Origin of the sequence: Pedobacter gandavensis (genome assembly GCF_032678745.1) — a bacterium.
Taxonomy (GTDB): domain Bacteria; phylum Bacteroidota; class Bacteroidia; order Sphingobacteriales; family Sphingobacteriaceae; genus Pedobacter; species Pedobacter gandavensis_C.
The window spans coordinates 607,326-633,416 of sequence record NZ_JAVTST010000002.1; the positions used below are offsets into that span (position 1 = coordinate 607,326).

Annotated in this window: 23 protein-coding genes; 2 read left to right on the plus strand and 21 right to left on the minus strand. The window is 41.2% G+C overall.

Going from position 1 to position 26,091, the window contains the following annotated elements; genetic code table 11:
• The first annotated feature begins 6 nt into the window (after positions 1–6).
• Positions 7–888, plus strand: coding sequence for a 4-hydroxy-tetrahydrodipicolinate synthase (gene dapA, locus R2S10_RS10370; protein ID WP_316840376.1), 882 nt, complete (start codon positions 7–9; stop codon positions 886–888).
• Positions 889–957: 69 nt separating this feature from the next.
• Here dapA and R2S10_RS10375 read toward each other — a convergent pair whose 3' ends face one another.
• From R2S10_RS10375 to gap, 18 genes are all read right to left on the minus strand, one after another.
• Positions 958–1,140, minus strand: coding sequence for a histone H1 (locus R2S10_RS10375; protein WP_316840377.1), 183 nt, complete (start codon positions 1,138–1,140; stop codon positions 958–960).
• 194 nt (positions 1,141–1,334) lie between these two features.
• The gene (locus R2S10_RS10380; RefSeq protein ID WP_316840378.1) at positions 1,335–2,576 is read right to left on the minus strand and encodes an aminotransferase class I/II-fold pyridoxal phosphate-dependent enzyme; all 1,242 of its coding nucleotides are present in this window, start codon (positions 2,574–2,576) and stop codon (positions 1,335–1,337) included.
• A gap of 177 nt (positions 2,577–2,753) precedes the next feature.
• Positions 2,754–4,388, minus strand: a complete 1,635-nt coding sequence (gene ftsZ / locus R2S10_RS10385; protein WP_316840379.1) for a cell division protein FtsZ — start codon at positions 4,386–4,388, stop codon at positions 2,754–2,756.
• Positions 4,389–4,517: 129 nt separating this feature from the next.
• Positions 4,518–5,879 carry a cell division protein FtsA gene (gene ftsA / locus R2S10_RS10390; RefSeq protein WP_316840380.1) on the minus strand — a complete coding sequence of 454 codons (1,362 nt, stop codon included), beginning with the start codon at positions 5,877–5,879 and terminating at the stop codon, positions 4,518–4,520.
• 53 nt (positions 5,880–5,932) lie between these two features.
• Positions 5,933–7,174 carry a cell division protein FtsQ gene (locus tag R2S10_RS10395; RefSeq protein WP_316840381.1) on the minus strand — a complete coding sequence of 414 codons (1,242 nt, stop codon included), beginning with the start codon at positions 7,172–7,174 and terminating at the stop codon, positions 5,933–5,935.
• The gene (gene murC, locus R2S10_RS10400; protein WP_316840382.1) at positions 7,167–8,522 is read right to left on the minus strand and encodes a UDP-N-acetylmuramate--L-alanine ligase; all 1,356 of its coding nucleotides are present in this window, start codon (positions 8,520–8,522) and stop codon (positions 7,167–7,169) included. The genes R2S10_RS10395 and murC overlap by 8 nt, the downstream gene beginning before the upstream one ends.
• Entirely contained in the window at positions 8,509–9,636 is a 1,128-nt protein-coding gene (gene murG, locus R2S10_RS10405) for an undecaprenyldiphospho-muramoylpentapeptide beta-N-acetylglucosaminyltransferase (protein ID WP_316840383.1), read from the minus strand. Before murG ends, murC begins: the two co-directional genes overlap by 14 nt.
• 5 nt (positions 9,637–9,641) lie before the next feature.
• Entirely contained in the window at positions 9,642–10,808 is a 1,167-nt protein-coding gene (locus R2S10_RS10410; protein WP_316840384.1) for an FtsW/RodA/SpoVE family cell cycle protein, read from the minus strand.
• Between the two features lie 3 nt (positions 10,809–10,811).
• The gene (gene murD / locus R2S10_RS10415; RefSeq protein WP_316840385.1) at positions 10,812–12,155 is read right to left on the minus strand and encodes a UDP-N-acetylmuramoyl-L-alanine--D-glutamate ligase; all 1,344 of its coding nucleotides are present in this window, start codon (positions 12,153–12,155) and stop codon (positions 10,812–10,814) included.
• Positions 12,155–13,405 (minus strand): phospho-N-acetylmuramoyl-pentapeptide-transferase, encoded by a 1,251-nt coding sequence (gene mraY / locus R2S10_RS10420; RefSeq protein WP_316840386.1) that lies wholly within the window; start codon positions 13,403–13,405, stop codon positions 12,155–12,157. The genes murD and mraY overlap by 1 nt, the downstream gene beginning before the upstream one ends.
• Positions 13,405–14,862, minus strand: coding sequence for a UDP-N-acetylmuramoyl-L-alanyl-D-glutamate--2,6-diaminopimelate ligase (locus tag R2S10_RS10425; RefSeq protein WP_316840387.1), 1,458 nt, complete (start codon positions 14,860–14,862; stop codon positions 13,405–13,407). The genes mraY and R2S10_RS10425 overlap by 1 nt, the downstream gene beginning before the upstream one ends.
• A 1-nt stretch (position 14,863) precedes the next feature.
• A complete protein-coding gene (locus R2S10_RS10430) occupies positions 14,864–16,966 on the minus strand; it encodes a penicillin-binding protein (protein WP_316840388.1) in 2,103 nt (700 codons plus the stop codon).
• Entirely contained in the window at positions 16,956–17,375 is a 420-nt protein-coding gene (locus R2S10_RS10435) for an FtsL-like putative cell division protein (RefSeq protein WP_316840389.1), read from the minus strand. Before R2S10_RS10435 ends, R2S10_RS10430 begins: the two co-directional genes overlap by 11 nt.
• Positions 17,372–18,277 carry a 16S rRNA (cytosine(1402)-N(4))-methyltransferase RsmH gene (rsmH, locus tag R2S10_RS10440; protein ID WP_316840390.1) on the minus strand — a complete coding sequence of 302 codons (906 nt, stop codon included), beginning with the start codon at positions 18,275–18,277 and terminating at the stop codon, positions 17,372–17,374. The genes R2S10_RS10435 and rsmH overlap by 4 nt, the downstream gene beginning before the upstream one ends.
• A complete protein-coding gene (mraZ, locus tag R2S10_RS10445) occupies positions 18,267–18,740 on the minus strand; it encodes a division/cell wall cluster transcriptional repressor MraZ (protein WP_316840391.1) in 474 nt (157 codons plus the stop codon). Before mraZ ends, rsmH begins: the two co-directional genes overlap by 11 nt.
• A 204-nt stretch (positions 18,741–18,944) precedes the next feature.
• Positions 18,945–20,138, minus strand: a complete 1,194-nt coding sequence (locus tag R2S10_RS10450; protein ID WP_316840392.1) for a phosphoglycerate kinase — start codon at positions 20,136–20,138, stop codon at positions 18,945–18,947.
• Positions 20,139–20,181: 43 nt separating this feature from the next.
• Positions 20,182–20,610 (minus strand): GNAT family N-acetyltransferase, encoded by a 429-nt coding sequence (locus R2S10_RS10455; protein ID WP_316840393.1) that lies wholly within the window; start codon positions 20,608–20,610, stop codon positions 20,182–20,184.
• Positions 20,603–21,598, minus strand: a complete 996-nt coding sequence (gene gap / locus R2S10_RS10460) for a type I glyceraldehyde-3-phosphate dehydrogenase (protein WP_316840394.1) — start codon at positions 21,596–21,598, stop codon at positions 20,603–20,605. The genes R2S10_RS10455 and gap overlap by 8 nt, the downstream gene beginning before the upstream one ends.
• A 434-nt stretch (positions 21,599–22,032) precedes the next feature.
• On the opposite strand from gap, the gene R2S10_RS10465 reads away from it, so the two are divergent.
• Positions 22,033–22,959 (plus strand): sugar phosphate isomerase/epimerase, encoded by a 927-nt coding sequence (locus tag R2S10_RS10465; protein ID WP_316840395.1) that lies wholly within the window; start codon positions 22,033–22,035, stop codon positions 22,957–22,959.
• Positions 22,960–23,082: 123 nt separating this feature from the next.
• Here R2S10_RS10465 and R2S10_RS10470 read toward each other — a convergent pair whose 3' ends face one another.
• The 3 genes from R2S10_RS10470 to R2S10_RS10480 are packed head-to-tail and all read right to left on the minus strand — an operon-like array spanning position 23,083 to position 26,067.
• On the minus strand, positions 23,083–23,946 hold the full coding sequence (locus R2S10_RS10470) for a glycine betaine ABC transporter substrate-binding protein (RefSeq protein WP_316840396.1): 864 nt from the start codon (positions 23,944–23,946) through the stop codon (positions 23,083–23,085).
• Between the two features lie 55 nt (positions 23,947–24,001).
• Positions 24,002–24,829 (minus strand): proline/glycine betaine ABC transporter permease, encoded by an 828-nt coding sequence (locus tag R2S10_RS10475; protein ID WP_316840397.1) that lies wholly within the window; start codon positions 24,827–24,829, stop codon positions 24,002–24,004.
• Positions 24,829–26,067 carry a glycine betaine/L-proline ABC transporter ATP-binding protein gene (locus R2S10_RS10480; RefSeq protein ID WP_316840398.1) on the minus strand — a complete coding sequence of 413 codons (1,239 nt, stop codon included), beginning with the start codon at positions 26,065–26,067 and terminating at the stop codon, positions 24,829–24,831. Before R2S10_RS10480 ends, R2S10_RS10475 begins: the two co-directional genes overlap by 1 nt.
• Positions 26,068–26,091 lie beyond the last annotated feature (24 nt).

Below are 26,091 nucleotides of genomic sequence, written 5' to 3' on the forward strand. Positions count from 1 at the left end.
AAAAAGATGAACAAATTTCACGGAACGGGTGTGGCATTGGTCACCCCATTTAATGCAGACGGAACAGTGGATTATGCAGGCCTTAAAAACCTGATCAATCACCTTGTTGAAGGAAAAGTAGAATACCTGGTATCTTTAGGTACAACGGGAGAAGCATCAACACTGAATAAGAGCGACAAGAAGAAGATCTGGGAATTTACTGCTGAAATTAACAATGGCCGTTTACCGCTGGTAGCAGGTATCGGAGGGAATGATACAGCTGAACTTGCTCAAAGTATAAAAGAATTCGAAATAGCTGGTTATGATGCCATTTTATCTGCCAGTCCATATTATAATAAGCCAACTCAGGAAGGCATTTACCAACACTATAAAGCAGTATCGGAAGCCAGTGCATTGCCTGTGTTTTTATACAATGTACCAGGTCGTACGGGTAGCAATGTAAGCCCTGAAACCACTTGCCGCTTAGCTAATGATTTCAAAAACATCATTGGAACAAAAGAAGCGTCTGGAAGTTTCGATCAGTTCAACCAAATCCTGCGTGATAAACCAGCAGATTTCATGTTGATCTCTGGTGATGATCCGGTAGCAATGCCAATGATCGCATTAGGTGCTGTTGGGGTAATCTCCGTAGTAGGAAACGCTTTACCTAAGCAATTGTCTGATATGATCAGATTGTGCTTAAACGGTGATTTCAAAGCGGCAACTCCTTTACACCTGAACTTAATTGAGTTCACCAGACTAATCTTCGCAGAAGGAAACCCTGGTGGTGTAAAAGCAGCCCTGAAACAATTAGGCGTATGTGATGACTATGTGCGTTTGCCATTGGTACAGGTAACTGAGGACCTTCGCAAAGCGATTATCGCAGAAACCAACAGAATTACAGCTTAAAAGCAAAACCTTATTCCATAAAAAAAAGCGTCCCGGTTGCCTGGACGCTTTTTTTTTGAATCAAAAAGCTTACTTCGCCTCTTTGTTTTTAGTTTCCTGAACTTCCAAACGAATCGCTTGAGCTAAGTTCTTAAGATCCTGCATACCTTTACGAACACGTGTTCCTGCGGCGCTATTAGCTTTGTTGTAGAATTTGTCTGCATCTGCTTCTAAAGCAGCAACAAGTTCTTTTGCTTCATTAAATTTTTTCATCGTTAATTTACTCCTTTTTAGTTTTTAATGGTTTGATTGATACTCTATTACTAAAGTAAGGTGTTTATTCTATAAAAAAAAGATTTTCAGACAATAAATAAAGGGCTTTTGAAAACTAATTTTTAGCCACAAAAAAAAGACTGCTTAAAAAAAGCAGTCTTTCCTGAAATCTTACCGTATTCTTACCGAAAAGACTACGCCATAGAGAACTGATGTTCTTTATAATAACCTGTTTTCAATTTCTCAGACACCTCGCTAAAAGCGTCTAAAGTACGCTGTACGTCTTCCATTGTGTGAACAGCGGTTGGAATCAACCTTAGCTCAATAAGTCCCTTAGGGATCACCGGATAAACCACAATCGAACAGAAGATACCATAGTTCTCACGTAAGTCCATTGTTAATGCAGTAGCCTCTAACAACTCGCCTTTTAAGAACACTGGTGTCACCATTGTATTGGTAATACCCAAATCAAAACCGCGCTCTCTTAAGCCCTTTTGAAGGCTGGTTGCGATCAACCAAAGACGCTCTCTTAACTCCGGATTGTTTTTCAACAACTCTAATCTCTTCAATAAACCAATCACCATTGGCATTGGTAAAGCCTTCGCGAAAGTCTGCGAACGCATATTGTAACGGAAATAGTTAGTTAATTCCTGTGTAGAAGCAACGAAAGCACCAATACCTGCCATTGATTTTGCGAAAGTACCGAAGTACACATCTACGCCATCAATACAACCTTGTTCTTCATGTGTACCTGCACCTGTTGGGCCCATTGTACCAAAACCATGCGCATCGTCGATCAATAAACGGAAATTGAATTCTTTTTTCAATTCAATCAATTCCTTTAATTTACCTTGCGCACCTGACATACCGAAAACACCTTCAGTAATCAAAAGAATACCACCACCCGACTGTTCAGTCAGTTTAGTAGCACGTTCCAATTGCTTACGCGCACTTTCAATATCATTGTGTTGGTAAACAAAACGTTTACCCATATGTAAACGTAAACCATCGATAATACAAGCATGAGATTCCGCATCGTAAACGATCACGTCATTTCTGTCTACTAAACAATCGATGATAGACACCATACCCTGGTAACCGAAGTTCAATAAGAACGCATCTTCTTTCCCTACAAATTCTGCCAATTCATGCTCCATTTGCTCATGGTACTTAGAATTACCAGACATCATTCTTGCACCCATCGGGTAGGCCATACCAAAATCAGTCGCACCCTGCTTATCCGCTTCCCTAACTTCAGGGTGATTAGCTAAACCCAAATAGTTGTTTAAACTCCAAACTAAATGCTCTTTGCCACGAAAATTCATGTGAGGTGCGATATCCCCCTCTAATTTAGGAAAAGAGAAATATCCATGTGACCATTTCTGGTGCTGACCAATCGGTCCCATGCGTTTTGCTACTTTATCAAAAATATCCAATGTGTATTTATTTAAATGTGATGTATCTTATTTTTTTGCAAATTTAAGGTTAATCTGCTTCAATAGCAATTTTACCTGGCTGCGCTTTAAACCGCTAGCCCTCGCCACACGATTATTATGCCAAAAAAGCCTTAACAAGAAAATTGCTAAGGCTTTTTAAATATTTAAACCGACTGACTAATCAACGTTATCATGTAAAAATGAGTTGTTAGGTCTGATCTCTGTTGATCCTTCCTCATCATTACTCAATGTAAATCTCGAAACCTGAGACTCTGAAGAATGCTGAACTTGCTCCAACTGCATTTGCTTACGTTTATAAGCAGGCTCGTTTTCCAGTTCCTGTAAACCATTGCTGGTTCTTAGTTTCATGCTCAGGTCTTTCAATCTCAAAATCCTTTCTTTAGATTTTTTCAACTGATCTTCAATAGAATCATCATTCTTATCGTCATCTGCTCCTGCTTCTGCGATTTCCTGACGTTGAGGCTCTACATTGTTATGGAATACAGATTCTGGTTTTTCAAAAGTAAAATCAGTTTCCGCTACCTTTACCTCAAACTCAAATGAAGGATCATTTTGTGTCTCTGCAACTGGTGCCTCTTCTTCTACTAAAGTATGTCTGACAATACCATTGTTATCCGGCTCCTGATAGCCTCTTTTATTGTTGCCGTATAAATCACCAAAAAGATCAGATTGCTTGATCTCTTCTTTAGATTTCATAACTGGCTCATTTGAATATGCTTCTGGTCTTGGTGCAATAAAAGAATTCACTGCCTCTACCGGTTTCACCAATGGTGCTTCCTCAGGCGTAAGCAAAGAAACTTTTCTTACATTTTTTTTTTCTTCATCACGTTGTTCCGTAGTCTGGAATCCTGTCGCAATAATCGTTACCGATAATTTGTCCTCCAGGTTCTCATCAATACAGTTACCCCAAATCAGGTCCGCAGAAAGTCCTGCTTTATCCTGAATATAGTCCGTGATAATCGTCACCTCATCCATCGTTACTTCACGTAATCCTGAACTGATATTTAATAAAATATATCTGGCGCCTTCAATCTCGTTATCTTTTAACAATGGAGAAGCTAAAGCACCTTCCACTGCATTTAATGCTCTGTTCTCACCATCACAAGCAAAACTACCCATGATCGAAACCCCACTGTCCTTCATCACCGTACGCACATCCTTAAAATCCACGTTGATGTATCCAGGTACTGTAATGATCTCTGCAATTCCTTTAGCTGCGGTAGTTAAGATATCATCTGCCTGTGCAAAAGCAGAACCTAAAGTCAGGTTACCAAAGATCTCCCTTAACCTGTCGTTCGAGATAACCAGGTAAGAGTCTACATATTTCTTCAGTTCATCCAGACCATCATTGGCTTGCATCTTACGTCTTTTACCTTCAAAGGCAAATGGCGTAGTCACGATCGCAACGGTCAATATATCCAATTCTTTCGCGGCTTTAGCAATGATCGGGCTTGCGCCTGTTCCGGTACCACCACCCATTCCGGCAGTGATAAACAACATCTTTGTGGTGCTTCCCAGCATTTGTTTGATGTCATCTATATTCTCTATAGCTGAGTTCTTTCCTACCTCCGGGATTGAGCCTGCACCCATTCCCTCTGTTAAGCTAGCACCCAATTGTACCTTGTTAGGGATCGGACTAAACTCCAATGCTTGCGCATCTGTATTACAAATAATAAAGTCTACACCTGTAATTCCCTGACGGTACATATGGTTTACCGCATTACCACCACCGCCACCAACACCAATTACCTTGATGATTGATGACTTATCTTTTAACATTTCGAACTGCATATCTTTATGAATCAGTTGTTTAAAAATTCGTTTTTCCTGTTCATCTACCAACGTAATAATACCAAAATTTAACAGGGCTTTTATTAATCTGTTTGGAATGTGGAAAAATCGCTAATTGTGGATAAGTATTTATGATTTAATATAATCTTCGTCGCTTACGTTCATATCGTCTTTTACAAAGTCTTTAGCCTTCGCTAAAAGCTTATCGAAGAGTCCACCACCAGAATTCTTGTTTTTGTCTTTAGGATCTTTCGGCTTTTCAACATAAACACCTGGTTGTTTCATTTCTTCAATTAACTCCTCTGCTTTTTGAATTCCTTTGATCAGCAAACCAACACTGGTTGCATACATCGGGCTTTTCAAATCGTCATAAATCGTCTTTGGCATGTCTTCATATTTCGACAAATGCTCATTCGGATAACCAACGCGGCAATCCAAACCAGTTACATATTCTACCAGTTGAGAAAGGTGTTTCAGCAAAGCACCACCACCAGTGATGACTACACCACCGATTAGTTTTTTCTCATATCCAGACGACTTAATCTCATAATAAACATGCTCAATGATTTCTTCCATACGGGCCTGGATCACATAAGCTAAGTTTTTCACAGAAATCTCTTTTGGCTCTCTTCCACGAAGTCCGGGAACACAAATGATCTCATTTTCTTTGTTCTCTTCAGCCAGGGCAGAACCGAAACGGGTCTTCAACAATTCAGCCTGGTTTCTCATCACAGAACATCCCTCACGAATATCTTCCGTTACGCTGTTACCACCAAATGGGATAACTGCTGTATGGCGGATGATGCCTTCATGAAAAATAGCAATATCGGTCGTACCACCACCAATATCCACTAAAGCAATACCAGCTTCCTTCTCTTCGTCGCTCAACACCGACTCTGAAGAAGCAAGAGGCTCTAATATTAATTCCTGAGTTTGCAACCCGGCATTGGTTACGCACCTCATGATATTTTTAACCGCAGTTACCTGTCCGGAAATGATGTGGAAGTTCGCTTCTAAACGCACTCCTGCCATTCCGATCGGGTCTTTTACGCCGGGCTCATTATCGATAGTAAATTCCTGAGGCAAGACATGGATGATTTCTTCTCCTGGGGGCATTACCAGTTTGAACATATCGTCGATTAATTTGTCTATATCCTTCTTACCAATTTCATTGTTCAGCTCTCTCCTGGTCAAAATCCCACGGTGCTGCAAACTCTTGATATGCTGACCAGCGATACCAACGTTCACCACGCGGATTTCTACATTCGATTGACCGCTGGCAACTTCCACTGCCTGTGCGATTCCCTGAACTGTTTTTTGGATGTTCGAAACCACACCACGGGTTACCCCTGATGATTCCGCTTTTCCAATGCCCAATACCTCTATTTTTTTATGCTGAGTGCGCCGACCAACGATCACGCAAATTTTTGTAGTACCAATATCCAATCCTACTACGATTGGAGACTGCACGATAGATTTTTCTTTGCCCATAACTATATCGATTTGCTGAGTTATATTCTTGTTGTTTTTCTGGTATCTGTATTTTATCTCTTTTCTGCTGCCGTTGCCGGTTTCTTAGCAGTTGTTTTTTTCTCTGTAGTTGTTGCCGTCTTTTTAACCGCAGTCGCAACTGGCTTTTTCGCTTCAGCCTTCTTGACCGGAGGTTTTACTGCTGCCGGCTTTGGCTTGCTTTCCGTCTTTTTAACCGGAGCTTTTACCGTCGTCTTAACTGGCTGCTTCAGTTCCGTCTTCTTCTTCGGCTCCGGCTTCTTAGCTACTGGCTTTTTAATTTCTGCCTTCTTCACTGCAGCTGCTTTAACAACCGGCTTTACTGTCGGAGGCTTAGCTGGCTGTACGGCTACGCTTCCATCCGGAACATCAGGATCATCAGCATCGTTTTTCATCTCCATTGCAATCTGCTGCAATACCAATTTGCTAACAACACCTCTATTCGCTTTTGCCGTGTCTGAAATCACAGGCCGCTTCACACCATTTACTATTTGCGAATCAGGCTTATTCTTTTCACAAACCACCTGATTCGTATATTTAATATTGATCGTTTTATAGGTATCCCATCCCACTTTAGGCATGGCTTGCTTATAAAACGCCAGAAGGTTTCTCATTTTCACCTGCAAGGAATCAGCAGAACCCAGCAAGATGCGCTGGTTACCTACTCTTGGGATCAACTCAATATCCATCTTATCATCTACGAACAATTGTTCGATTTGTGCATCCCACAAAGTATCTCTTTTGATGAACAATGCGGTCTCATACAAATCTGCTGCCAATTTGGTGATTAAAGTATCCACCCGGCCGCTAAAACGCTCCATGATGTTTCCATTGGCCACCAAAACATTGGCAGTAAAGTTCGGAGAAACCGGCATTTTCAAACCGTCTCGGTCAATGTAATAGTCCTGTCCACCAGCATTAATCACCCTTAAAATAGGCTGACGCTGCGTAATTTCAATGTGGATCACTCCATCCATATCCGCATACACAATGGCACGGGCAATGTATGGATTAGAAATGATCTTCTTCTCAATCGCCTGAAGGTTGATATCTTCCAACTTCCGACCAATTAAAGTGCCCTGGCTATGCTTTAAAACCGCATCAATCTCTTCACGCTCGATGAAATTATCCGCACCAGGAATTAATATTTTGACATTCGTAATGGTCACCGTATCCTTTTTCATGCTGATGAAACTCATCAGCACAACCACTCCACACAGGCAAAAAACCCATGCAAAGCACCTGAATACAAATTTCCAATTGATGTCTTTAAACATTAGTGAAATTAGTTTTTAATGGTTGTATTAATGTATCAATATCCCCAGCACCAACGGTAATCAGCAGCTCTGGGTTTTTATCTTTAATCAACTCCAGCACAAGGTCTTTCGCGCAAATCTGCTTAGTTCCAAGGCTGATTTTATTCAGCAAAAACGAGGAGTCCACACCTTCAATCGGCAGCTCTCTTGCAGGGTAAATTTCCAATAAAATCAAGTCATCTACCGTACTCAAAACTTCTGCAAATCCATCTGCAAAATCGCGTGTGCGACTGAACAAATGAGGCTGAAAAATCACCGTCATTTTCTTATCCGGATACAGCTGTCTCACCGCATGAAAACAAGCTTTTAATTCTTCTGGATGATGTGCATAATCGTCAATATAAATATGATTATTCGTATCAACTATGTATTCAAATCTTCTTTTTACTCCTTTAAAACTGGCAATAGCGCCCTTTATTTTATCCGCATCAATGCCCAGCTTTAAGGCCACTGCCATTGCTGCAACTGCATTTTCAACGTTGTGTTTTCCAGGCAACATCAATTGCACATCTGCAATCTTAACCTCCCCATCTACATAGTCAAAAACAAACTTAGATCCGGCAACACGAATGTTTTCTCCTTTGATCGAAGAAGCCATCCCTACGCTGTAACTAAGGCCTCCTTCTAAAGGCAAACCTGCTTTGACAAACAAGGTCCCTTCCGGCTTCAATTGTCCGGCAAACAAGCGAAAAGACTCTTCCAGCTGACTTGCATCACCATAGATGTCTAAATGATCCGCGTCCATAGAAGTGATCACGGCTAAATCCGGATGTAAAGTCAGGAAAGAACGGTCATATTCATCGGCCTCCACCACTACAACATGGTTGGTACCTAATAAAAAGTTACTGTTGTAATTACTCGCAATACCACCTAAAAATGCAGTACAGCCAAAACCGGTGTCCGTCAGCACATGTGCAATGATCGAAGAAGTAGTGGTCTTACCATGGGTTCCAGCAACGGCAATACAAAACTGCCCTTCGCTAATGATTCCCAAAACCTCCGAACGTTTCTTCAATACAAAACCCTGCTCCTGAAAATAATTCAACAAGGCACTATGCTTAGGAATCGCTGGGGTATACACCACCAACGTATATTCATCATTTGTCAAAAATTCTACTGGCAAAGAAAATACTTCATCCACATAAGAGATCGCAATCCCTTCGTCTTCCAAAGCTTTTGTCAGGTTAGTACTGGTCTTATCATACCCACAAACCTCGCAACCTCTGTTTTTGAAGTAACGCGCAAGGGCACTCATTCCAATCCCACCAATGCCAACAAAATAAATCCTCTTAATCTTATCTAACTTCACTTAGACCTCCTTTCCCTGCTAAAATTAACACCTCTTCTGCAATGATGTTATCCGCATCAGGCAAAGCCATTTTTCCTATATTTTCGGAAAGCACTTTACAGCGATCCTTATCTTTCAACAACCTCAATGCTTCTGATACCAGGGTATCTTCTGCAGAACGATCGGCAATTAAAAGTGCAGCCTGGTGTTTCACCAAAGCCATTGCATTTTTTGTCTGGTGGTCTTCTGCCACATTTGGCGAAGGCACCAGGATCACCGGCTTTTTAATCAAACACAGCTCGGCAATTGTGCCTGCACCTGCTCTGGAAATAATTACATCCGCAGCAGCATAAGCCATATCCATCTTATTCAGAAACTCCAGAATACATACATTCGGATGGTAATCCAAACCTAAACGCTCCACAATTCCTTTATAATAATATTTACCCGTCTGCCAGATTACCTGAACATCCTCAGCAATTAAATCTTGTAAATGCTTTTCAATGCTCTTGTTTAAAGTACCTGCACCTAAGCTCCCACCTGTTACCAGAATGGTTTTCTTTAAAGGATCCAGTTTCAACAATTCCGCACCTGCGTGATGTTTCTGTGCAATGTCTACCACATCTTTCCTTACCGGATTTCCTGTTTTCAGGATATGCTCTGCAGGGAAAAACTGATCCATATCATCAAAAGCCACACATACTTTCGAAGCCTTTTTCCCTAACCATTTATTGGTTACCCCGGCATAGGAGTTTTGCTCCTGAATCAGGTAAGGGATATTTTTTAGTGATGCAGCAAATAAGATCGGTCCGGAAGCATAGCCACCCACACCAACCACTACATCAGGTTTAAAATCAGCAATTAACTGCAAGGCTTTACGCATGCTTCCAAGCATTTTAAATGGCAAACTTAAATTTTTAACGATCGAGCCTCTCTGGAAACCGCTGATGTTTAAACCAATGATCTTATATCCGGCAGCAGGAACTTTTTCCATTTCCATTCTGCCTGTTGCGCCGACAAATAAAATCTCACAGCCCGGCTCCATGCGTTTTAAAGCATTCGCTATCGATATGGCCGGAAAAATATGTCCGCCAGTACCGCCACCTGAAATAATTATTCTCGTTGCTCTCTTCATCTTCTTTAATCTATTGCAGGGATCTCACCTACAACTACTTTTTTATTACTATTCTCTTCTACGTCCCTGCTCACACTCAGGATAATTCCAAAGGCAATACTGGTGAAAATCATGGAAGTACCACCCATACTTACCAATGGTAAAGGCACCCCGGTAACCGGACCTAAACCTACGGCTACGGCCATATTTGCAAAAGCCTGTATCGTTAAGCTAAAGCTCAAACCCGCGGCCAGTAAAGCCCCGAAGGCCTTGGGACTCTGCGTCACAATCCGCACACATCGGTACAGTAGTACCAGGTACAACACAATTACTGTCATCGCCCCTAACAAACCATATTCCTCCACGATAATTGCGAAGATAAAATCCGAATACGGGTGCGGTAAAAAGTTCCTTTGCGTACTATTTCCCGGACCTTTTCCAAAAACACCACCTGTTGCCAGCGCGATTTTCGATTGATCCGCTTGATAAGTTTTATCAGAATTCTGCATCTCCGGGTGCAAAAAGGAGTTTACCCTTGATTTATACGTTCCAGCCCTTGGTCCTAAAAACACGATAAACAATAGCAATACTGCACCACCGGCACAAACTATTGAAATCTGCTTGATGGAGATCCTGCCGATAATCAGCAATAAGATACTCACGCCAAACAACATAATTGCTGTCGATAAATTCGCCCATGCAATCAGTGCAAAAACCACACAAACCGATCCCATAATCGGGACAAAAGCTTCTTTTACATCTTTAATATTCTCCTGCTTCTTCGTCAGCATCCTCGCCAAAAAGGTAATCAAGGCTAGTTTCGCTAAATCGGAAGTCTGGAAAGTCAATCCAATCACTGGAATCTTCACCCAACGGGAAGCCTCATTGATATTCGCTCCAAACACTGCAGTATAAAACAACAGTGGAATGGTGATGATCATTAAGATTTTAGAGATCCCTGCATAATATTTATAGTCCAGCAAATGCGCAATATAGATCATCCCTATACCCATGATCACGAAGATCAAGTGTTTCGTCAACAATACCTTTTCAACCGTTTTATTGACTTTATAGGCATACGTTCCCGTCGCACTATACACGGTAAGTATAGAGATCAGCGACAACAGGATAATGATCAGCCATATCCAGCGATCTCCTTTTGTCTTATCTAAAATCTGATTAATTGCGATCATAACTTATAGTTCCTTCACAGCCATTTTAAACTGATTGCCACGGTCTTCGTAATTTTTGAACAGGTCAAAACTTGCGCAGGCCGGTGATAACAGCACCGTATTTCCTTTATTTGCCAGATGGTAAGCCACCTGAACTGCTTCATTTGCAGAAAACGTATTCACGATCACTTCCACATCATCTTCAAAAGCCTCATGGATTCTTTTGTTGTCTTTCCCTAAGCATACAATCGCCCTAACTTTCTCACGAACCAGGTCCTTCAGCATACTGTAGTCATTGCCTTTATCTACCCCACCCATAATCAGGATCACCCCAGGATTAACACTTTCAAGTGCATACCAGGTAGAGTTCACATTAGTCGCTTTAGAATCGTTGATATACTCCACGCCGGAGATTTTACCCACATGTTCCAGGCGATGTTCTACATTTTTGAAATCACTCATGCTCTCACGAATCACGGAATTTTTAATATCCAATATTTTCGCAACTATGCCCGCAGCCATAGAATTATAAACATTATGCTTGCCTTGCAAGGCTAATTCTGTGATCGACATGGTTAATTCCTCTTTTAAGTTAATGTTGATGTGTATGTTATTGCCTTCCAGGTAGGCGCCATTTTCAATCTCCTTACGGATAGAGAAAGCCACCATTCCTGAATTGATTTTGACAGACTTCATTGCTTTCAAAGTCTCGTCGTCATCAGCACAATAAATGAAAACATCATCACTCTGCTGATTTTGAGTGATACGCAATTTCGAGGCTGCATAATTACTCAGTTTATAGTCGTACCGATCCAAATGATCCGGCGTAATGTTCAATAAAATGGAGATATCAGCTCTGAAATCATACATATCGTCCAACATAAAGCTGGAAATTTCCAATACGTAATAGTCAAAATCAGCTGTTGCTACTAATGCAGCAAAGCTATTTCCAATATTTCCTGCAAGGGCAACATTCAAGCCTGCATTCTTCAAAATATGGTAGGTCAACAGGGAAGTCGTTGTTTTACCATTTGACCCGGTGATACAGATCGTTTTTGCCTTGGTATATCTTTTCGCAAACTCAATCTCCGAAATCACTGAAATGCCTTTTGCTTTCAGCGCTTTGATCATAGGTGCTTTTTCCGGAATCCCAGGGCTCTTCACCACTTCTGTCGCATTCAAAATCAATTCAGCAGTATGCTGCTTTTCTTCGAAGGCGATATTCAGTTCTTGCAAACGTTCTTTATACTGCGAAGGAATAGCACCAAAATCAGATACAAAAACTTCAAATCCTTGTTTCTGCGCTAACATTGCTGCACCCACACCACTTTCACCGGCCCCTAAAACGACTATCCTTTGCTTTTCCATTATCGAAGTTTTAAAGTAATGATCGTAATGATGGCCAATAAAATTCCAATAATCCAGAATCGGGTTACGATTTTAGCTTCATGGTATCCTTTTTTCTGATAGTGGTGGTGTAAAGGGGACATCAAAAATACCCTTTTTCCCTCTCCAAACCGCTTTTTAGTATATTTAAAATAGCTCACCTGAATGATTACTGATAAGTTTTCAATCAGGAATACCCCACATAAAACCGGGATTAATAATTCTTTACGGATCATGATCGCAAAAGCGGCGATGATACCACCAATTGCTAAACTTCCGGTATCTCCCATAAACACCTGTGCAGGGTAAGAGTTATACCATAAGAAGCCTACACAAGCCCCAACAAAGGCACCTGCAAAGATCATCAGCTCGCCGGAGTTCGGGATGTACATGATGTTCAGGTAGTCGGCAATCACGGTATTACCCGATACATAAGCCAGCAAGCCCAGGGTAATTCCGATAATGGCGGAAGTTCCTGTGGCGAGACCATCGATCCCGTCCGTGATATTTGCCCCATTAGATACCGCGGTCACAATAATCACCACGAAAAACAAGAACACAAACACCGAATATTTCTCATAGCCATCTCCTAAAAATTTCAGGACTTTGGCATAATCAAACTCATTATTTTTATAAAAAGGAACGTTAGTCAGCGTTGATTTCACATCCTGAGTATAGTAGAAGCTCTCTCCTTTTTGTCGCAATACCATTGGTGTATTAGAATCTTTGGAAACCGCAGATTCATCTACTGTTTGACGCACCACAATATTAGGATTGAAATACATTGTCCAGCCGATAATTAAAGCCAAACCAACTTGTCCAACGATTTTAAACCTACCTGCTAAACCTTCTTTATTTTTTCTGAAAACCTTAATGTAATCATCTACAAAGCCGATTACCCCCATCCATACCGTAGTAATGATCATCAACAACACATAGATATTAGAAAGGTTGGCCAATAAAAGTGTAGGCACCAAAATCCCCAACAGGATCATGATTCCACCCATGGTAGGCGTACCAGCTTTCTGCATTTGTCCTTCCAGGCCCAGGTTTCTAACAGTTTCACCCACCTGCATTTTTTGCAGATAGTTAATAATACTACGACCAAAAACGGTGGTAATGATTAAAGAAATGATGATCGCTAAAGAAGTACGGAAAGTGATGTATTGAAACAGCCTCAATCCCGGAAAATCGTAATTTGCGTTTAGATATTCGAATAAATAATATAACATTAGCTGATCAAGTTTAACTGTTCCATTAATATTTCCTTATCATCGAAATGATACCTTACGCCATTGATTTCCTGATACTTTTCATGCCCTTTACCAGCAAGCAGGATGATATCTCCTGGTTTTGCTAAATGGCAAGCCGTTTTAATCGCTTCTCTTCTATCTACTATACTCAACGTCTTCCTTTTATTTGTAGGCGATACGCCCTTTTCCATTTCCTCTACTATCGTTTGTGGATTTTCTGATCTCGGGTTGTCCGAAGTCAGGATCACCTTATCGCTCCAATCGCAGGCCACCTGCGCCATAATCGGACGTTTCGTTTTATCTCTGTCGCCACCACAACCAATGATGGTAATCACCTGCTCTGTGCCTTTTCTAATATCGGCGATGGTACTCAACACATTCTGCACCGCATCCGGGGTATGTGCATAATCCACAATCCCAATAATCTGGTTGCTGGAAGTCATGTAGTCAAACCTGCCTTCAGCACCGGTAAGGTTGCTCAATGCCGTCAACACTTCCAATTTATCTTCCCCCAATAATACTGCAGTACCGTAAACGGCAAGCAGATTATAAGCGTTAAAAGAACCTACCAGTTTAAAGAATACATCTGCCTGATCAATTTCCAGGTGTAAACCATTGAAACTATTTTCTACTACTTTAGCTTTAAAATCAGCTAACTGTTTTAAAGCATAAGTCATTTTACTTGCTTTGGTGTTTTGCAACATCACCATTCCGTTTCTATCGTCCAGGTTGGTTAGTGCAAAAGCGCCTGCTGGCAATCCATCGAAGAAAGCTTTCTTTGCTTTGATGTAATTGTCAAAGGTTTTATGAAAATCCAGGTGATCATGGCTGATGTTCGAAAACACGCCACCCACAAAATCCAAACCTTCAATACGGTGCTGAACCACGGCATGAGAGCTCACCTCCATAAAGCAGTATTCGCAACCTGCATCCACCATTTTCTGCAATAACTCATTTAAAGCTATTGGATTTGGCGTAGTATGCGTAGCTGGAATCACCAGGTCATCAATATGATTCTGTACAGTAGAAATTAAGCCTACATGATACCCGAAACTGCGGAACAGCTTAAACAAGATCGTTGCGATCGTCGTTTTACCATTTGTACCCGTAATCCCTACCAATTTCAACTTTGAAGAAGGGTTGCCATAAAAATTAGCCGCCATTTCTCCTAAAGCCACCGAACTATTGTCTACCGCTATATAAACTACACCTGGAACCGTTTGTGCAGGGATCTGCTCACAAACAATCACCGCAGCACCTGCCTGTATCGTATTGTCAATATATTTATGTCCATCTGAAAGCGTTCCTTTAATTGCAAAGAACACCGCATCTTTAACCACCTGACGGGAATCAAAAACAAGCGCAGTAATCTCCCTATTGGTTGATCCAACCAGGTTTGTTATTGCGATTCCATATAAAACGTCTTGTAATTGCATATTATCTTAATTCTAAATCCACTCCTAATCCTCTACCTATTTTACTACCGGAAGGAATCGACTGACTAAACACCTTTCCACTTCCAATTACTCTTGTTTTCAAACCAGCATTCCCTAACAGGTACAGGGCATCTTTCAATCCCATTCCATTCACGTTAGGCATCACTCCTTTGACAGAATTATATTCTTCATACACGATCCCGTTATTGGTATCAATGCTGTTGAAGTAATCCGATTTCGCCGCATATAAAGACTTGATTCCGAAAGCAGTATATACTTTCTTAACCGCTTTGCTCTGTCCCGACTTCGCTTCCGGATTTTTTGTATTGCCTACAAAATGATCCTTCACATTATTGTACATATCGATGTCACTTGCGTAAATACGATCTGCAATTTCTTTAAATACCGGGCCCGCTACTGTAGCACCATAATAACCGTTTTTAGGCCCGTTAATCGACACCATGATCGAATATTTAGGTTTATCAGCAGGGAAATATCCGCAAAATGAAGCCTGGTAACTTCTTTTTGCTTTATAACCTTTATTACCATCAGCCACCTGTGCTGTTCCTGTTTTTCCCGCAACACGATAAAAAGGAGAGCCCATCAGCTTACCTGTACCTTTGGTTACTACTGATTCCAACATGGCTTGTAATTTCTTCACGGTTTTCTCCGAACAAATCTGCTCAGAGATTACTCTCGCCTGGTACTGTTCAATCGGATTCCCAAGTCTTCTGATTTCTTTTACAAAAATCGGAGAGATGAACTTCCCGTCATTGGCCACTGCATTGTAAAATGCCAGGATCTGTAATGGGGTAATCAGCATCTCATAACCATAGGCCATTTGCGCCAAAGTCAGGTTTTTGTTCCAGCTTCTGTTCGAAGGGTTTTTGATCACTGGTCTTGCTTCTCCAGGAATCTGTAAGCCCAACTTCTCATTCATATGGATATCATACAAATGATCGGTAAACTGCGAAGGATTATCCTTGTAATGAGTATTTACCAATTTAGCAATAGCTGTATTTGCCGATTGCTCAAATGCTTTCATTACGGTAACGACACCAATCCCACCATGTGAATCTTTAATCGTATGTCCCGGAACGCGGTAAAAACCATCACCAGTATCTACTAAGGTATTTGTATCTACTTTTTTATCTTCCAGTAATGCCATGTACGAAGCCAGTTTAAAGGTAGAACCCGGATCCTGACTGCCACCAATGGCATAGTTAAATTTCTCTTCATACACACCTTCTGATACCCTGGTGTAATTGGCTACTGCCCTTACTTCACCAGTATTCACTTCCATCAGAATCACCGTACCATGGTCTGCATCACTCAGTTTCAGCTGTCTTTCCAAAGCGGTCTGCGCTAAATCCTGCATATTGATATCGATGGTAGAGATGATGTCTGCTCCTTCTTTAGGGGCAACCTCAGCTTCATCATTTACTGGCATCCATACGCCACCGGCGATACGTTGCACCAATCTTTTTCCACTTTCACCATTGATATAATTGCCATAAGCACCTTCCAGACCTACACCATTAGATACATTTTCGTTTTTGTAACCAATTGTTCTGGAAGCCAGAAATTTAAATGGTTTAATTCTTTTGTTTTGCTGCACAGCGATCAAGCCACCAGAATACTTACCGATATTGTATAGCGGAAAGGTTCTGATCGTTTTCAACTCCTGATACCCTACTTTACGTTTGATCAACAGGTAACGTGCGCTATCCTGTCTGGCAGAACGTAGGTAACGTGAATATTCTTTAGGTGTTTTATCCTTAAAGAAGGCGGACAACTGCAAGGCTAAAGAATCTACTTTTCCATAGAACACCTTATCGTCGTCAATCCCACCAGCATACAAATCCATCCTCAATTCATATTCAGGAATAGAAGTAGCCAGCAGACTTCCATCTGAAGAGTAAATATTTCCACGCGCTGCTTCTACATTGATATACTTAGTAGAGAGGCTGTCGGCCATGGCGCGCCACTTATGCCCCTCTACAAATTGTACATCGCATAGTCTGACCAATACTGCTACGGCAAGCAGTACAATCAGTCCAAATGACAGATAAACACGTAGTAATATGTTAGCTCTAATGTTCATTAGCGTTTATAACAATTTTTTTAGGGGGTTCAATTAATTCTTTAATCCCCAGGGTATCTACTTTTTTAGCAACTTCAGTCAGCTTACTTTTGAACATTAAATCTGCTTTCAGCGATTTATATTCCCAGCTCAACTCTTTTACTTCTTTATTTAACTTATCAATATTTCTAATGTTCTTCACTGCCATATGGCTGTTTGCGATGTAAAGCATACACAAAACCGACAAAAACAGTAAAAACGGTAACATATCTGTTGCCGCTTCCTTGGTTACCACCCCTTCGGTAAATAACTTCTTAAAGAACGCTTTACCACTCTCAGGCTCCCTTTCCTTCCTTCTGGGTTTCTTAATCTGAATTTCTTCAGCTCCCAGTTCTTCCTCTTCTATATTTTGCCTGAACTGGTTATTCATAATCTTTCTCCAATCCTAAGCTTTGCGCTCCTTGCCCTGCTATTGCGTTCTACCTCTTCTTCGTCAGCAATCACCGCTTTTCTGGTGATGATTTTAAATGGTTTTTGTTCATTTCCATAAAAATCTTTCTCCACTTCGCCTCTGAATTTACCCTTCTGTATGAAACTTTTTACCGGTCTGTCTTCCAAAGAATGGTAAGACATCACCACCAAACGGCCACCTGGTTTCAGGATATCCGCTGTTTGCTCTAAAAAGTTCTCTAACACTTCAATTTCTTTGTTTACCTCAATACGTAAAGCCTGAAAAACCTGAGCCATATACTTGTTTTCCTTCCCTTTTGGGATATGGGCAGCAGCAGCTCTTTTAAAATCCGCAAGGGTTTTAATCGGTTGTTCTACACGACCAGTCACCACGGCACGGGCCAGCGACTTTGCATTTTTCACTTCACCATAGATTCCGAAAATCTTGTGCAGTTTATCTTCTGCATAGGTATTCAACACATCGGCAGCTGTTAAAGCGCCTTGTTTGTCCATACGCATATCCAGGTCAGATTCAAATCTGGTAGAAAAACCACGTTCCGGAACATCAAACTGATGTGAGGAAACACCTAGATCAGCCAAAATACCATCCACCGCTCTATAACCCAGCAAGCGCAGGTTATTTTTGATAAAGGCAAAATTCTGATCTACAAAAATGAAACGTGGGTCATCAATTTTGTTCCTTTGTGCATCAGGATCCTGATCGAAGGCGATCAACACTCCGTCTTTTCCTAAATGCTTCAGGATTTCTCTTGAATGTCCGCCACCACCAAAGGTAACGTCCACATATACGCCATCGGGTTTGATATTCAAACCTTCGATACATTCTTTCAACATGACAGGAATGTGGTAATTATTCTCCATCGCTCCTCCTATTTTTATTACCCATTACTTCTTCTGCAAGTTTTGAAAAGTCAGCCGGTTCACTATCAAACAAAGCATCATACCCTTTTTTCGACCATACCTCAATCTTATCGAACTGACAAGCCAAAACCAATTCTGTATTGATTTCAATGCCTACAGCTTCCAATAAAGATTTGGGTAAATTCACTCTTCCTGCTGCATCCAACGTCAATTCCGTAGCGCCGCGAGTAAAGTATCGAATAAATTCTCTGTTTTTTTGTTCGTATGGATTCAACTTACTCAACTCTTCCACTATTCCTTCCCATACTTTTTTCGGGTAGATCACGAGGTGTTTCTCAAAACCTCTATTGATCACAAGTCCCTCAACCTCAACATTAGGCAATTGTTTTTTCAGAGACGAAGGAACCATCAAGCGGCCTTTCGCATCCAATTTACAATCAAACTCTCCTAACAGTTGAACCATTTCTTTATGTGGTCTTTATAATGTAGTGTAAAAATAGATATTTCTACCACTTTTTACCACATTCTCCCACAAAAAATTATCAACATAATTCGTACCACTTTTTTTGTGCCTTGAGGGGATCGAAAACACAGTAAATGAGGTGGTAAAAAAAACAGGCGCACCACAAAATCGAGATGCGCCTGTCTAGTTTTTCAGACGAAAATATTAGTTATTAATGGCTTTTACACCTGGCAATTCTTTGCCTTCCATATACTCCAATAATGCACCACCACCGGTAGAAACATAGCTTACTTCGTCTTCTAAATTGAATTTCGCGATGGCCGCAGCAGAATCACCACCACCGATCAACGAAAATGCGCCATTCTCCTGAGTAGCAGCTACAACCGCATCAGCAACTGCACGTGTTCCTTGCTCGAAGTTTGCCATTTCGAAAACACCCATTGGGCCATTCCAAAGCAAAGTTTTCGAACCTTTGATCACTTCAGAAAATAAAGCGATGGTTTTAGGACCGATGTCTAAGCCCATCCAGTCTGCAGGAATACAACCTGTATCTACGTTTTTCTTCTCTGCTTCATTAGAGAATTTATCCGCAATTACGGTATCCAAAGGAAGGTAAATATTTACACCTTTCGCTTTCGCTTTATCCAACAATTCCAGGCAAAGTGCCATTCTGTCTTCCTCTAAAAGAGAGGTACCAATTTCGCCACCTTGTGCTTTCGCAAAAGTATAAGCCATACCACCACCGATGATCAGGTTATCTACTTTATCCAACAGGCTTTCGATCAATAAAATCTTATCTGACACTTTCGCGCCACCCATAATTGCAGTGAAAGGTTTCACAGCACCATGGTTTACTTTCTCCGCATTTTTAAGCTCTTCAGCCATCAAATAACCGAAGTATTTATCATTAGGGAAAAACTCAGCGATGATCGCTGTAGAGGCATGCGCACGGTGTGCAGTACCAAAAGCATCATTCACATATACATTTCCAAGTTTCGCTAATTTCTCTGCGAAAGCTTTATCTCCTTTTTCTTCTTCTTTGTAAAAACGAAGGTTCTCCAATAGCAAAACTTGTCCTGGCTCCAGGTTCTTAGCTTTGTCTACTGCTTGTTCTCCAATACAATCATTTGCAAACTTCACTTCCAGGTCTAACATTCTGGAAAGGTCACCTAAGATGTGTTTCAAAGAAAATTTATCCTCAGGTCCGTTTTTAGGACGACCTAAATGAGACATCAGAATTACTGAACCACCATCATTAAGGATTTTAGTAATCGTTGGCAATGCCGCACGCATTCTTTTGTCGTCCGTAATGTTGAATTCAGCATCTAAAGGCACATTAAAATCTACCCTAACTACTGCTTTCTTATCTTTGAAATTACACTGGTCTATTGTTCTCATTATTGTTATTGTTTAGAATTATTGGTTTTCGAATGGTATTCATTTACAGCTTTCTGAGCATATCAAAATGCGGACCTACGCCCGGTATTTCAAATTCCTCAGAAATCAGCACAAAACCGAGCTTTGTATAAAAAGCAGCAGCGGTACTACGTGCGTTGCACCAAATATAAGCAGCATTAGCTGATGTCAGTTCATCAATTGCAAATTTTATCAGCTTTGCCCCGTATCCTTTCCCAGCAAAGGCCGGATCAGAAGCCATACCACGCAAGCGAAAGCCGCCTGAACCTTGCTCCGGGCGATCTTCCGGGAAGAAAGTAGCCACCGTAACCAGCTGATCTCCTTCAAAACACCCCAGATGAAAAACACCTTCCTGCTGGTCCTGAGGGAAAACACATTGCTCATAAGCCATCCCATTTCTTAGCACCAAACTTCTTAATGGCAGGGTCTCTGCCGCCGTAATTTCTTTAATCATATGTTGCTGCAATTTTCAGTACCAGATCCACCAAACGGTTAGAATAGCCGGACTCATTATCATACCAACCCACCACTTTTACCATATCGCCAACGATGGAAGTCAGCTGAGCATCAAAGATGCAGGAATGTGGATTGTCTAGAATATCAACGGAAACTATAGGGTCTTCGGTATATTCTACCAGCCCTTTTAATTCATTTTCTGCAGCTTTTTTAAATGCCGCATTGATATCTTCAATGGTAGTGGTTGATTTTAACAAACAGGTAAAATCAGTTAAGGAACCGTTTAATACAGGCACCCTGATGCCGGCACCACCTAGTTTTCCTTCCAGATGAGGAAAAATATTGGTGATCGCTTTTGCCGCACCTGTACTCGTTGGAATGATAGAAGCCGAAGCCGCTCTCGCCCTTCTTAAATCTTTATGTGGACCATCATGCAGGTTCTGATCACCGGTCATCGAGTGAATCGTGGTAATATAACCTTCGAGAACCCCCCAGTTATCGTCCAGGATTTTCACCATTGGTGCCACATTATTTGTAGTACAAGAAGCATTAGAAAGGATTTCCGCTTTCAGATCAATCTGTTCCTCGTTTACACCCAATACCACCATTGGAATATCCTTATCCGCAGCCGGTGCTGAAATCAACACTTGTTTTGCACCCGCTTGTAAATGCTGGCTCGCTCCTGCTCTGCTGGTAAATTTACCAGTAGATTCCAGAACCAGGTCGATCTCTAGTTCCGCCCATGGCAATTCTGCAGGATTAGACTTCGCATAGACCTGGATTTTCTTACCGTTAACAATTAAAGCATCAGATTCAAAACTTACTGTCCCCTTAAATCCCCGGTGAACGGTATCGTATTTGAACAAATGAGCCAGTGTTGCAGGATCTCCGAGGTCATTGATCGCCACAACATTGATGTTTTTTTCAATTGCACTACGTAAAAAGATACGGCCAATTCTACCAAAACCATTAATTGCTATTTTCATTAGAATATATTTCTTATCTATTTTTATTTGGTTATTTCGCTTGCGGCTTTCAGGTTATTCTGCATTTATTAGTGCTGATCTCCCTTCTTGCTGTTTTAAATTTCAGGATCAGAAAAACTGCTCACGAATCCTTGGAATTATGGGGCAAAAGTACCTATATTCTAAGTAGAACGGTGATGTTTTTAGCTTAGAATCTTAAAATTTATGTCATGTTTGATTTATTGGATATTGCTGAGGAAAAGGAAGAAAAGAGGCAGTACTACTCCAAGGCTGGATTATTTTCATACTCCCTTTAAGGGAGCATGAAAATCCCCCTAGGCCTTGTCCTAGACTATCCTCTTTTCTTTCCCCATCGAACTTCTTCTGTGTTTTATGAAAATCTCGTGCAAATTAACATATAATCTGTATTTTGGTTTTTCCAGGTATATATCATTATGAACTATAATAGAAGAGATTTTCTAGGGGCAAGTATGCTCGTAACATCCGCTACCCTTTTAACATCCATGAAAGCATTTGAAGCTTCGCCATTGCATAGCCTGAAAGCTGTTGATGGCTTTTCCTTAAAAATTATGGCACCTTACTGGGGTTTCCCTGGATCTGTAACCGATTGCTGTAAAAAAGCAAAACAAGATGGCTATGATGGCATAGAGATCTTATGGATGCCGGGTAGTGCTGAAGAATTATTTGCAGCGCTAAAGAAGTATCAGCTGGAAGTAGGTTTTCTTTGTCGGGGGGATGAAGCTAATCCTGCCGCTAACCTTGCAACTTATAAGAAGGTATTGAAAGAAGCTGCTGAAAACAAGTATCAAAAGCCATTGTACATCAATGTCCATTCCGGGAAGGATTTCTTTAAATATGAGGACAATAAAAAGTTCATTGATTACTCCGTTCAATATGCTAAAGAAACAGGGGTTCCAATTTACCATGAAACCCATAGGTCCAGAATGCTGTACTCCGCTCCTGCATCCTTACGTTATTTGGAAGAAAACCCGAACTTAAGGCTAACGTTAGACATTTCTCATTGGTGCAATGTAAGTGAAAGCTTGCTGGACGACCAAAAAGAAACGATTGACCTTGCACTTTCCCGCACAGACCATATACACTCCCGCGTTGGACATGAGCAAGGGCCGCAGGTGAGCGATCCACGTGCACCAGAATGGAAAAATGCAGTAGCCGCACATTTTGCTTGGTGGGACAAAGTCGTTGCAATGAAAAAACAACAAGGAAAAATCCTGACGATGTTGACTGAATTCGGACCGCCAAGTTATATGCCTACCCTTCCTTACACGAATGTTCCAGTTGCGAATCAATGGGAAATCAACACCTATATGATGCAAATCTGGAGGAAAAGATACCTTTAGGTGTTAAGTCAAGAGTGGTTCAAAAACTTTAATAAAAAAAACATGCCACGTCATTTTCATGAGGTGGCATGTTTTAGCTATACTTGCATTATAACCGGGGCATTGTGATGCTACAATCTAAAATTACTCAGGATCCGATTTTATAAAAGAACGCATCTGCATTTCCAATTCCGGGTGTTTGCTTAACCATTCTACTACTGCTAATTTCTCATTCGTATTATTTTCCAAAGCAGCCATTAAGGAACTTAGCTCTGCTTCATCCAGCTGGAAGTTTCTAAAGAACTCTGCTACCTTTGGTTTAGCCGCTACAAAATGCTTGTTGGCTACCGTTTGAATCGATTCTACTGAACCAAAAACAGCTTTCGGATCATTCAGGAACTTCAATTTATAAGTACTAAAGATATAATGTGGTGCCCATCCTGTGATCACAATCGGCTCTTCCGCGTCGATACTTTTCTTCAGTATGGCCAGCATTGCAGCCTCACTTGACGATTGCAATTCCAGTTTTAAATCGTAATCTTTAATCGCCTGTTCTGCTTTACTCATAATTCCGGCACCCGCATCAATACCTACAATTTTACCGTTAAACAGCGCTGCATTAACGTTTAGATCTTCAATACTACTGATCTTCACATATTCAGGGACCACAAAACCGATTCTTGCATTTTTGAAATTAGTTCCTAAAACTTCCAGGTTTGCCCCAAATTTCTCCAGGTATTCTTTATGGGTAACCGGCATCCAGGTATCCAGAAAAACATCGGCATCTCCACCGGCTACAGCCGCAAAAACCGGCGCAACATCCGCGTTTTTCAAGGCTACAGTGTAACCTTCTTTTTCCAATAGCACTTTCGACAATTGTGTCATGGCTACTCCTTCTGCCCAGTTTACATAAGCAATGGTTACTTTTTTATCATTATTGGCCGTTCCGCAGGAAGCGATCACACCAATAACTAATGCGATTAATATACTACCGACTATCTTTTTCATGTGATGTTTTTTTAATTGATGTATTATTTTTTTACTATTGATCATTTGATTGGGCTTAAACTTTGGCAACTTTTTTAGCGCCAAAGGACTGCGTAATCCGGTCCAGAATCACGGCCAGAATCACTACTGCAATCCCACCTTCGAAACCCAAACCAATTTTCAGTTGAGTAATTCCTTTCAGCACTACCTCACCTAATCCACCGGCAGCAATCATAGCAGAGACCACGACCATAGAAAGTGCCATCATGATCGTTTGATTGACCCCCGCAAGGATCGTTGGCAATGCCAAAGGCAATTCTACTTTAAAAAGCAGCTGACGAGGCGTTGCCCCAAACGAACGGGTTGCTTCTACGATAGCAGCAGGCACCTGACTGATCCCAAGGGTGGTTAACCTCACCGCTGGAGGCATCGCAAAGATGACCGTTGCAAAAGCTCCGGGAACCTTTCCTAAGCCGAAAAACAGCACCGCAGGAATCAGGTAAACGAAAGCAGGCATGGTTTGCATTAAATCCAGCACCGGACGGATCATTTTTCCTGCCATTGGATTTTTAGCTGCCCAGATTCCCAATGGAACACCCATCAGCAATGCCATAAATGCTGCAGATAAAATCAGCGCAAGGGTTGCCATCGTCTGGTCCCAATACCCCATTCCCCAAATTAAGCCCAGTCCGAGGACACTAAATACTGTTAGTCCCCAACCAGTACGTTTCCAGGCCAAAAAGGCAATTAAAGCGATCACGATGTAAAACGGTGGAAACATGAGTGCCCATTCTACGGAATTAACGACAGACTCTACCACTACCTTAATCAAGGCGAAAAACGGCCCAAAATTTAGCGTAAGCCAGTTTATAAATTGTTCTATATATGTCCCTATATGTATCATTATATAATTTCTTTTTGAAGGTTATCAATTGTATTTCCGGTCACGTTTTCCCAGCTTGCTCCTGTAGTTTCAATCAACAAGGAGGTTTGGGCAACGATGCCAATCAGTTTATTTGTTTTTTCATCCACTACAGGCACTGCTCTACCGTTTTCTGCGATAAATGGCAGCATCTGCTCTACGGTTGTCTCCGGGTAAGCCACCGGAATATCCCTGATGATTGCTTTTTCAATTGATGTTTCTTTTTGGGCTTTCAAATCCAAAAGATCTTTCAGGTATACAAAGCCAAGGAAATGTTTATCAATTGATACTGCCGGTAGTGTGGTTAATCCGGAAGAACGCATTTTGCGCAGACTTCCTTCTACCCCATCCTTTTTGAAAATCGCTACTGTAGGTTTTTCAAAAAGCAAGCTTGCCGCTGTGATGATCGATTTACGGTCTACCTTCTCTACAAAAGAGGCCACGTAATCTGTTGCCGGATTGGTTAAAATATCCTCTGGCGTACCTATTTGTATAATTTCTCCATCCTTCATGATTGCAATGCGATCTCCTAAGCGAATAGCTTCATCCAGATCATGTGTAATAAAAACAATAGTTCTATGCATTTTCTCTTGCAGGTCGATCAGCTCATCCTGCATTTGGGTACGGATAAGTGGATCCAATGCAGAAAATGCTTCATCCATCAACAGGATCTCCGGATCATTGGCTAAAGCTCTGGCCAGGCCAACACGTTGTTGCATCCCACCGGAAAGTTCGCCGGTATGTTGATTTTCGTAACCACGTAGACTAACCAGGTCAATCACCGTTTTCGCTTTTTCTTCTCTTTCTTCCTTCGGGATATCTTGTAATTCTAGTCCGAAGGCTACATTTTCCAATACCGTACGGTGTGGAAGGAGTCCAAAGTTCTGGAATACCATAGCCATCTCTTTACGACGAACGGCTTGTAATTCCAGGTCGCCCAGGCTGGTAATGTTTCTTTGATTTAGAATCACACTACCTGAAGTCGGTTCAATTAACCTGTTCAAACAACGCAATAAGCTAGATTTACCACTTCCTGATAAGCCCATGATGACAAAAAACTCGCCTTCTTCAATTTCGAAGCTTGCATTTTTCACCGCTACTGTACAACCTGTTTCTTTAAGAATCTTTGCTTTGGATTCCCCTTGCTTCAATAATGAAAGTGCCTTCTCCTTTTCTTTTCCGAAAATGAGGGTAAGGTCTTCTATTTTAAGTTTAGACATTTTTGATAGATATGATGTTAAAAA

What these genes read in the sequence shown, in the direction of transcription:
- dapA (WP_316840376.1), top strand. Translation starts at nt 7, where the DNA reads ATGAACAAATTTCACGGAACGGGTGTGGCATTGGTCACCCCATTTAAT.
- R2S10_RS10375 (WP_316840377.1), bottom strand. Translation starts at nt 1,140, where the DNA reads ATGAAAAAATTTAATGAAGCAAAAGAACTTGTTGCTGCTTTAGAAGCA.
- ftsZ (WP_316840379.1), bottom strand. Translation starts at nt 4,388, where the DNA reads ATGCAGTTCGAAATGTTAAAAGATAAGTCATCAATCATCAAGGTAATT.
- ftsA (WP_316840380.1), bottom strand. Translation starts at nt 5,879, where the DNA reads ATGGGCAAAGAAAAATCTATCGTGCAGTCTCCAATCGTAGTAGGATTG.
- R2S10_RS10395 (WP_316840381.1), bottom strand. Translation starts at nt 7,174, where the DNA reads ATGTTTAAAGACATCAATTGGAAATTTGTATTCAGGTGCTTTGCATGG.
- murG (WP_316840383.1), bottom strand. Translation starts at nt 9,636, where the DNA reads ATGAAGAGAGCAACGAGAATAATTATTTCAGGTGGCGGTACTGGCGGA.
- R2S10_RS10410 (WP_316840384.1), bottom strand. Translation starts at nt 10,808, where the DNA reads ATGATCGCAATTAATCAGATTTTAGATAAGACAAAAGGAGATCGCTGG.
- murD (WP_316840385.1), bottom strand. Translation starts at nt 12,155, where the DNA reads ATGGAAAAGCAAAGGATAGTCGTTTTAGGGGCCGGTGAAAGTGGTGTG.
- mraY (WP_316840386.1), bottom strand. Translation starts at nt 13,405, where the DNA reads ATGTTATATTATTTATTCGAATATCTAAACGCAAATTACGATTTTCCG.
- R2S10_RS10425 (WP_316840387.1), bottom strand. Translation starts at nt 14,862, where the DNA reads ATGCAATTACAAGACGTTTTATATGGAATCGCAATAACAAACCTGGTT.
- R2S10_RS10430 (WP_316840388.1), bottom strand. Translation starts at nt 16,966, where the DNA reads ATGAACATTAGAGCTAACATATTACTACGTGTTTATCTGTCATTTGGA.
- R2S10_RS10435 (WP_316840389.1), bottom strand. Translation starts at nt 17,375, where the DNA reads ATGAATAACCAGTTCAGGCAAAATATAGAAGAGGAAGAACTGGGAGCT.
- rsmH (WP_316840390.1), bottom strand. Translation starts at nt 18,277, where the DNA reads ATGGAGAATAATTACCACATTCCTGTCATGTTGAAAGAATGTATCGAA.
- mraZ (WP_316840391.1), bottom strand. Translation starts at nt 18,740, where the DNA reads ATGGTTCAACTGTTAGGAGAGTTTGATTGTAAATTGGATGCGAAAGGC.
- R2S10_RS10450 (WP_316840392.1), bottom strand. Translation starts at nt 20,138, where the DNA reads ATGAGAACAATAGACCAGTGTAATTTCAAAGATAAGAAAGCAGTAGTT.
- R2S10_RS10455 (WP_316840393.1), bottom strand. Translation starts at nt 20,610, where the DNA reads ATGATTAAAGAAATTACGGCGGCAGAGACCCTGCCATTAAGAAGTTTG.
- gap (WP_316840394.1), bottom strand. Translation starts at nt 21,598, where the DNA reads ATGAAAATAGCAATTAATGGTTTTGGTAGAATTGGCCGTATCTTTTTA.
- R2S10_RS10465 (WP_316840395.1), top strand. Translation starts at nt 22,033, where the DNA reads ATGAACTATAATAGAAGAGATTTTCTAGGGGCAAGTATGCTCGTAACA.
- R2S10_RS10470 (WP_316840396.1), bottom strand. Translation starts at nt 23,946, where the DNA reads ATGAAAAAGATAGTCGGTAGTATATTAATCGCATTAGTTATTGGTGTG.
- R2S10_RS10475 (WP_316840397.1), bottom strand. Translation starts at nt 24,829, where the DNA reads ATGATACATATAGGGACATATATAGAACAATTTATAAACTGGCTTACG.
- R2S10_RS10480 (WP_316840398.1), bottom strand. Translation starts at nt 26,067, where the DNA reads ATGTCTAAACTTAAAATAGAAGACCTTACCCTCATTTTCGGAAAAGAA.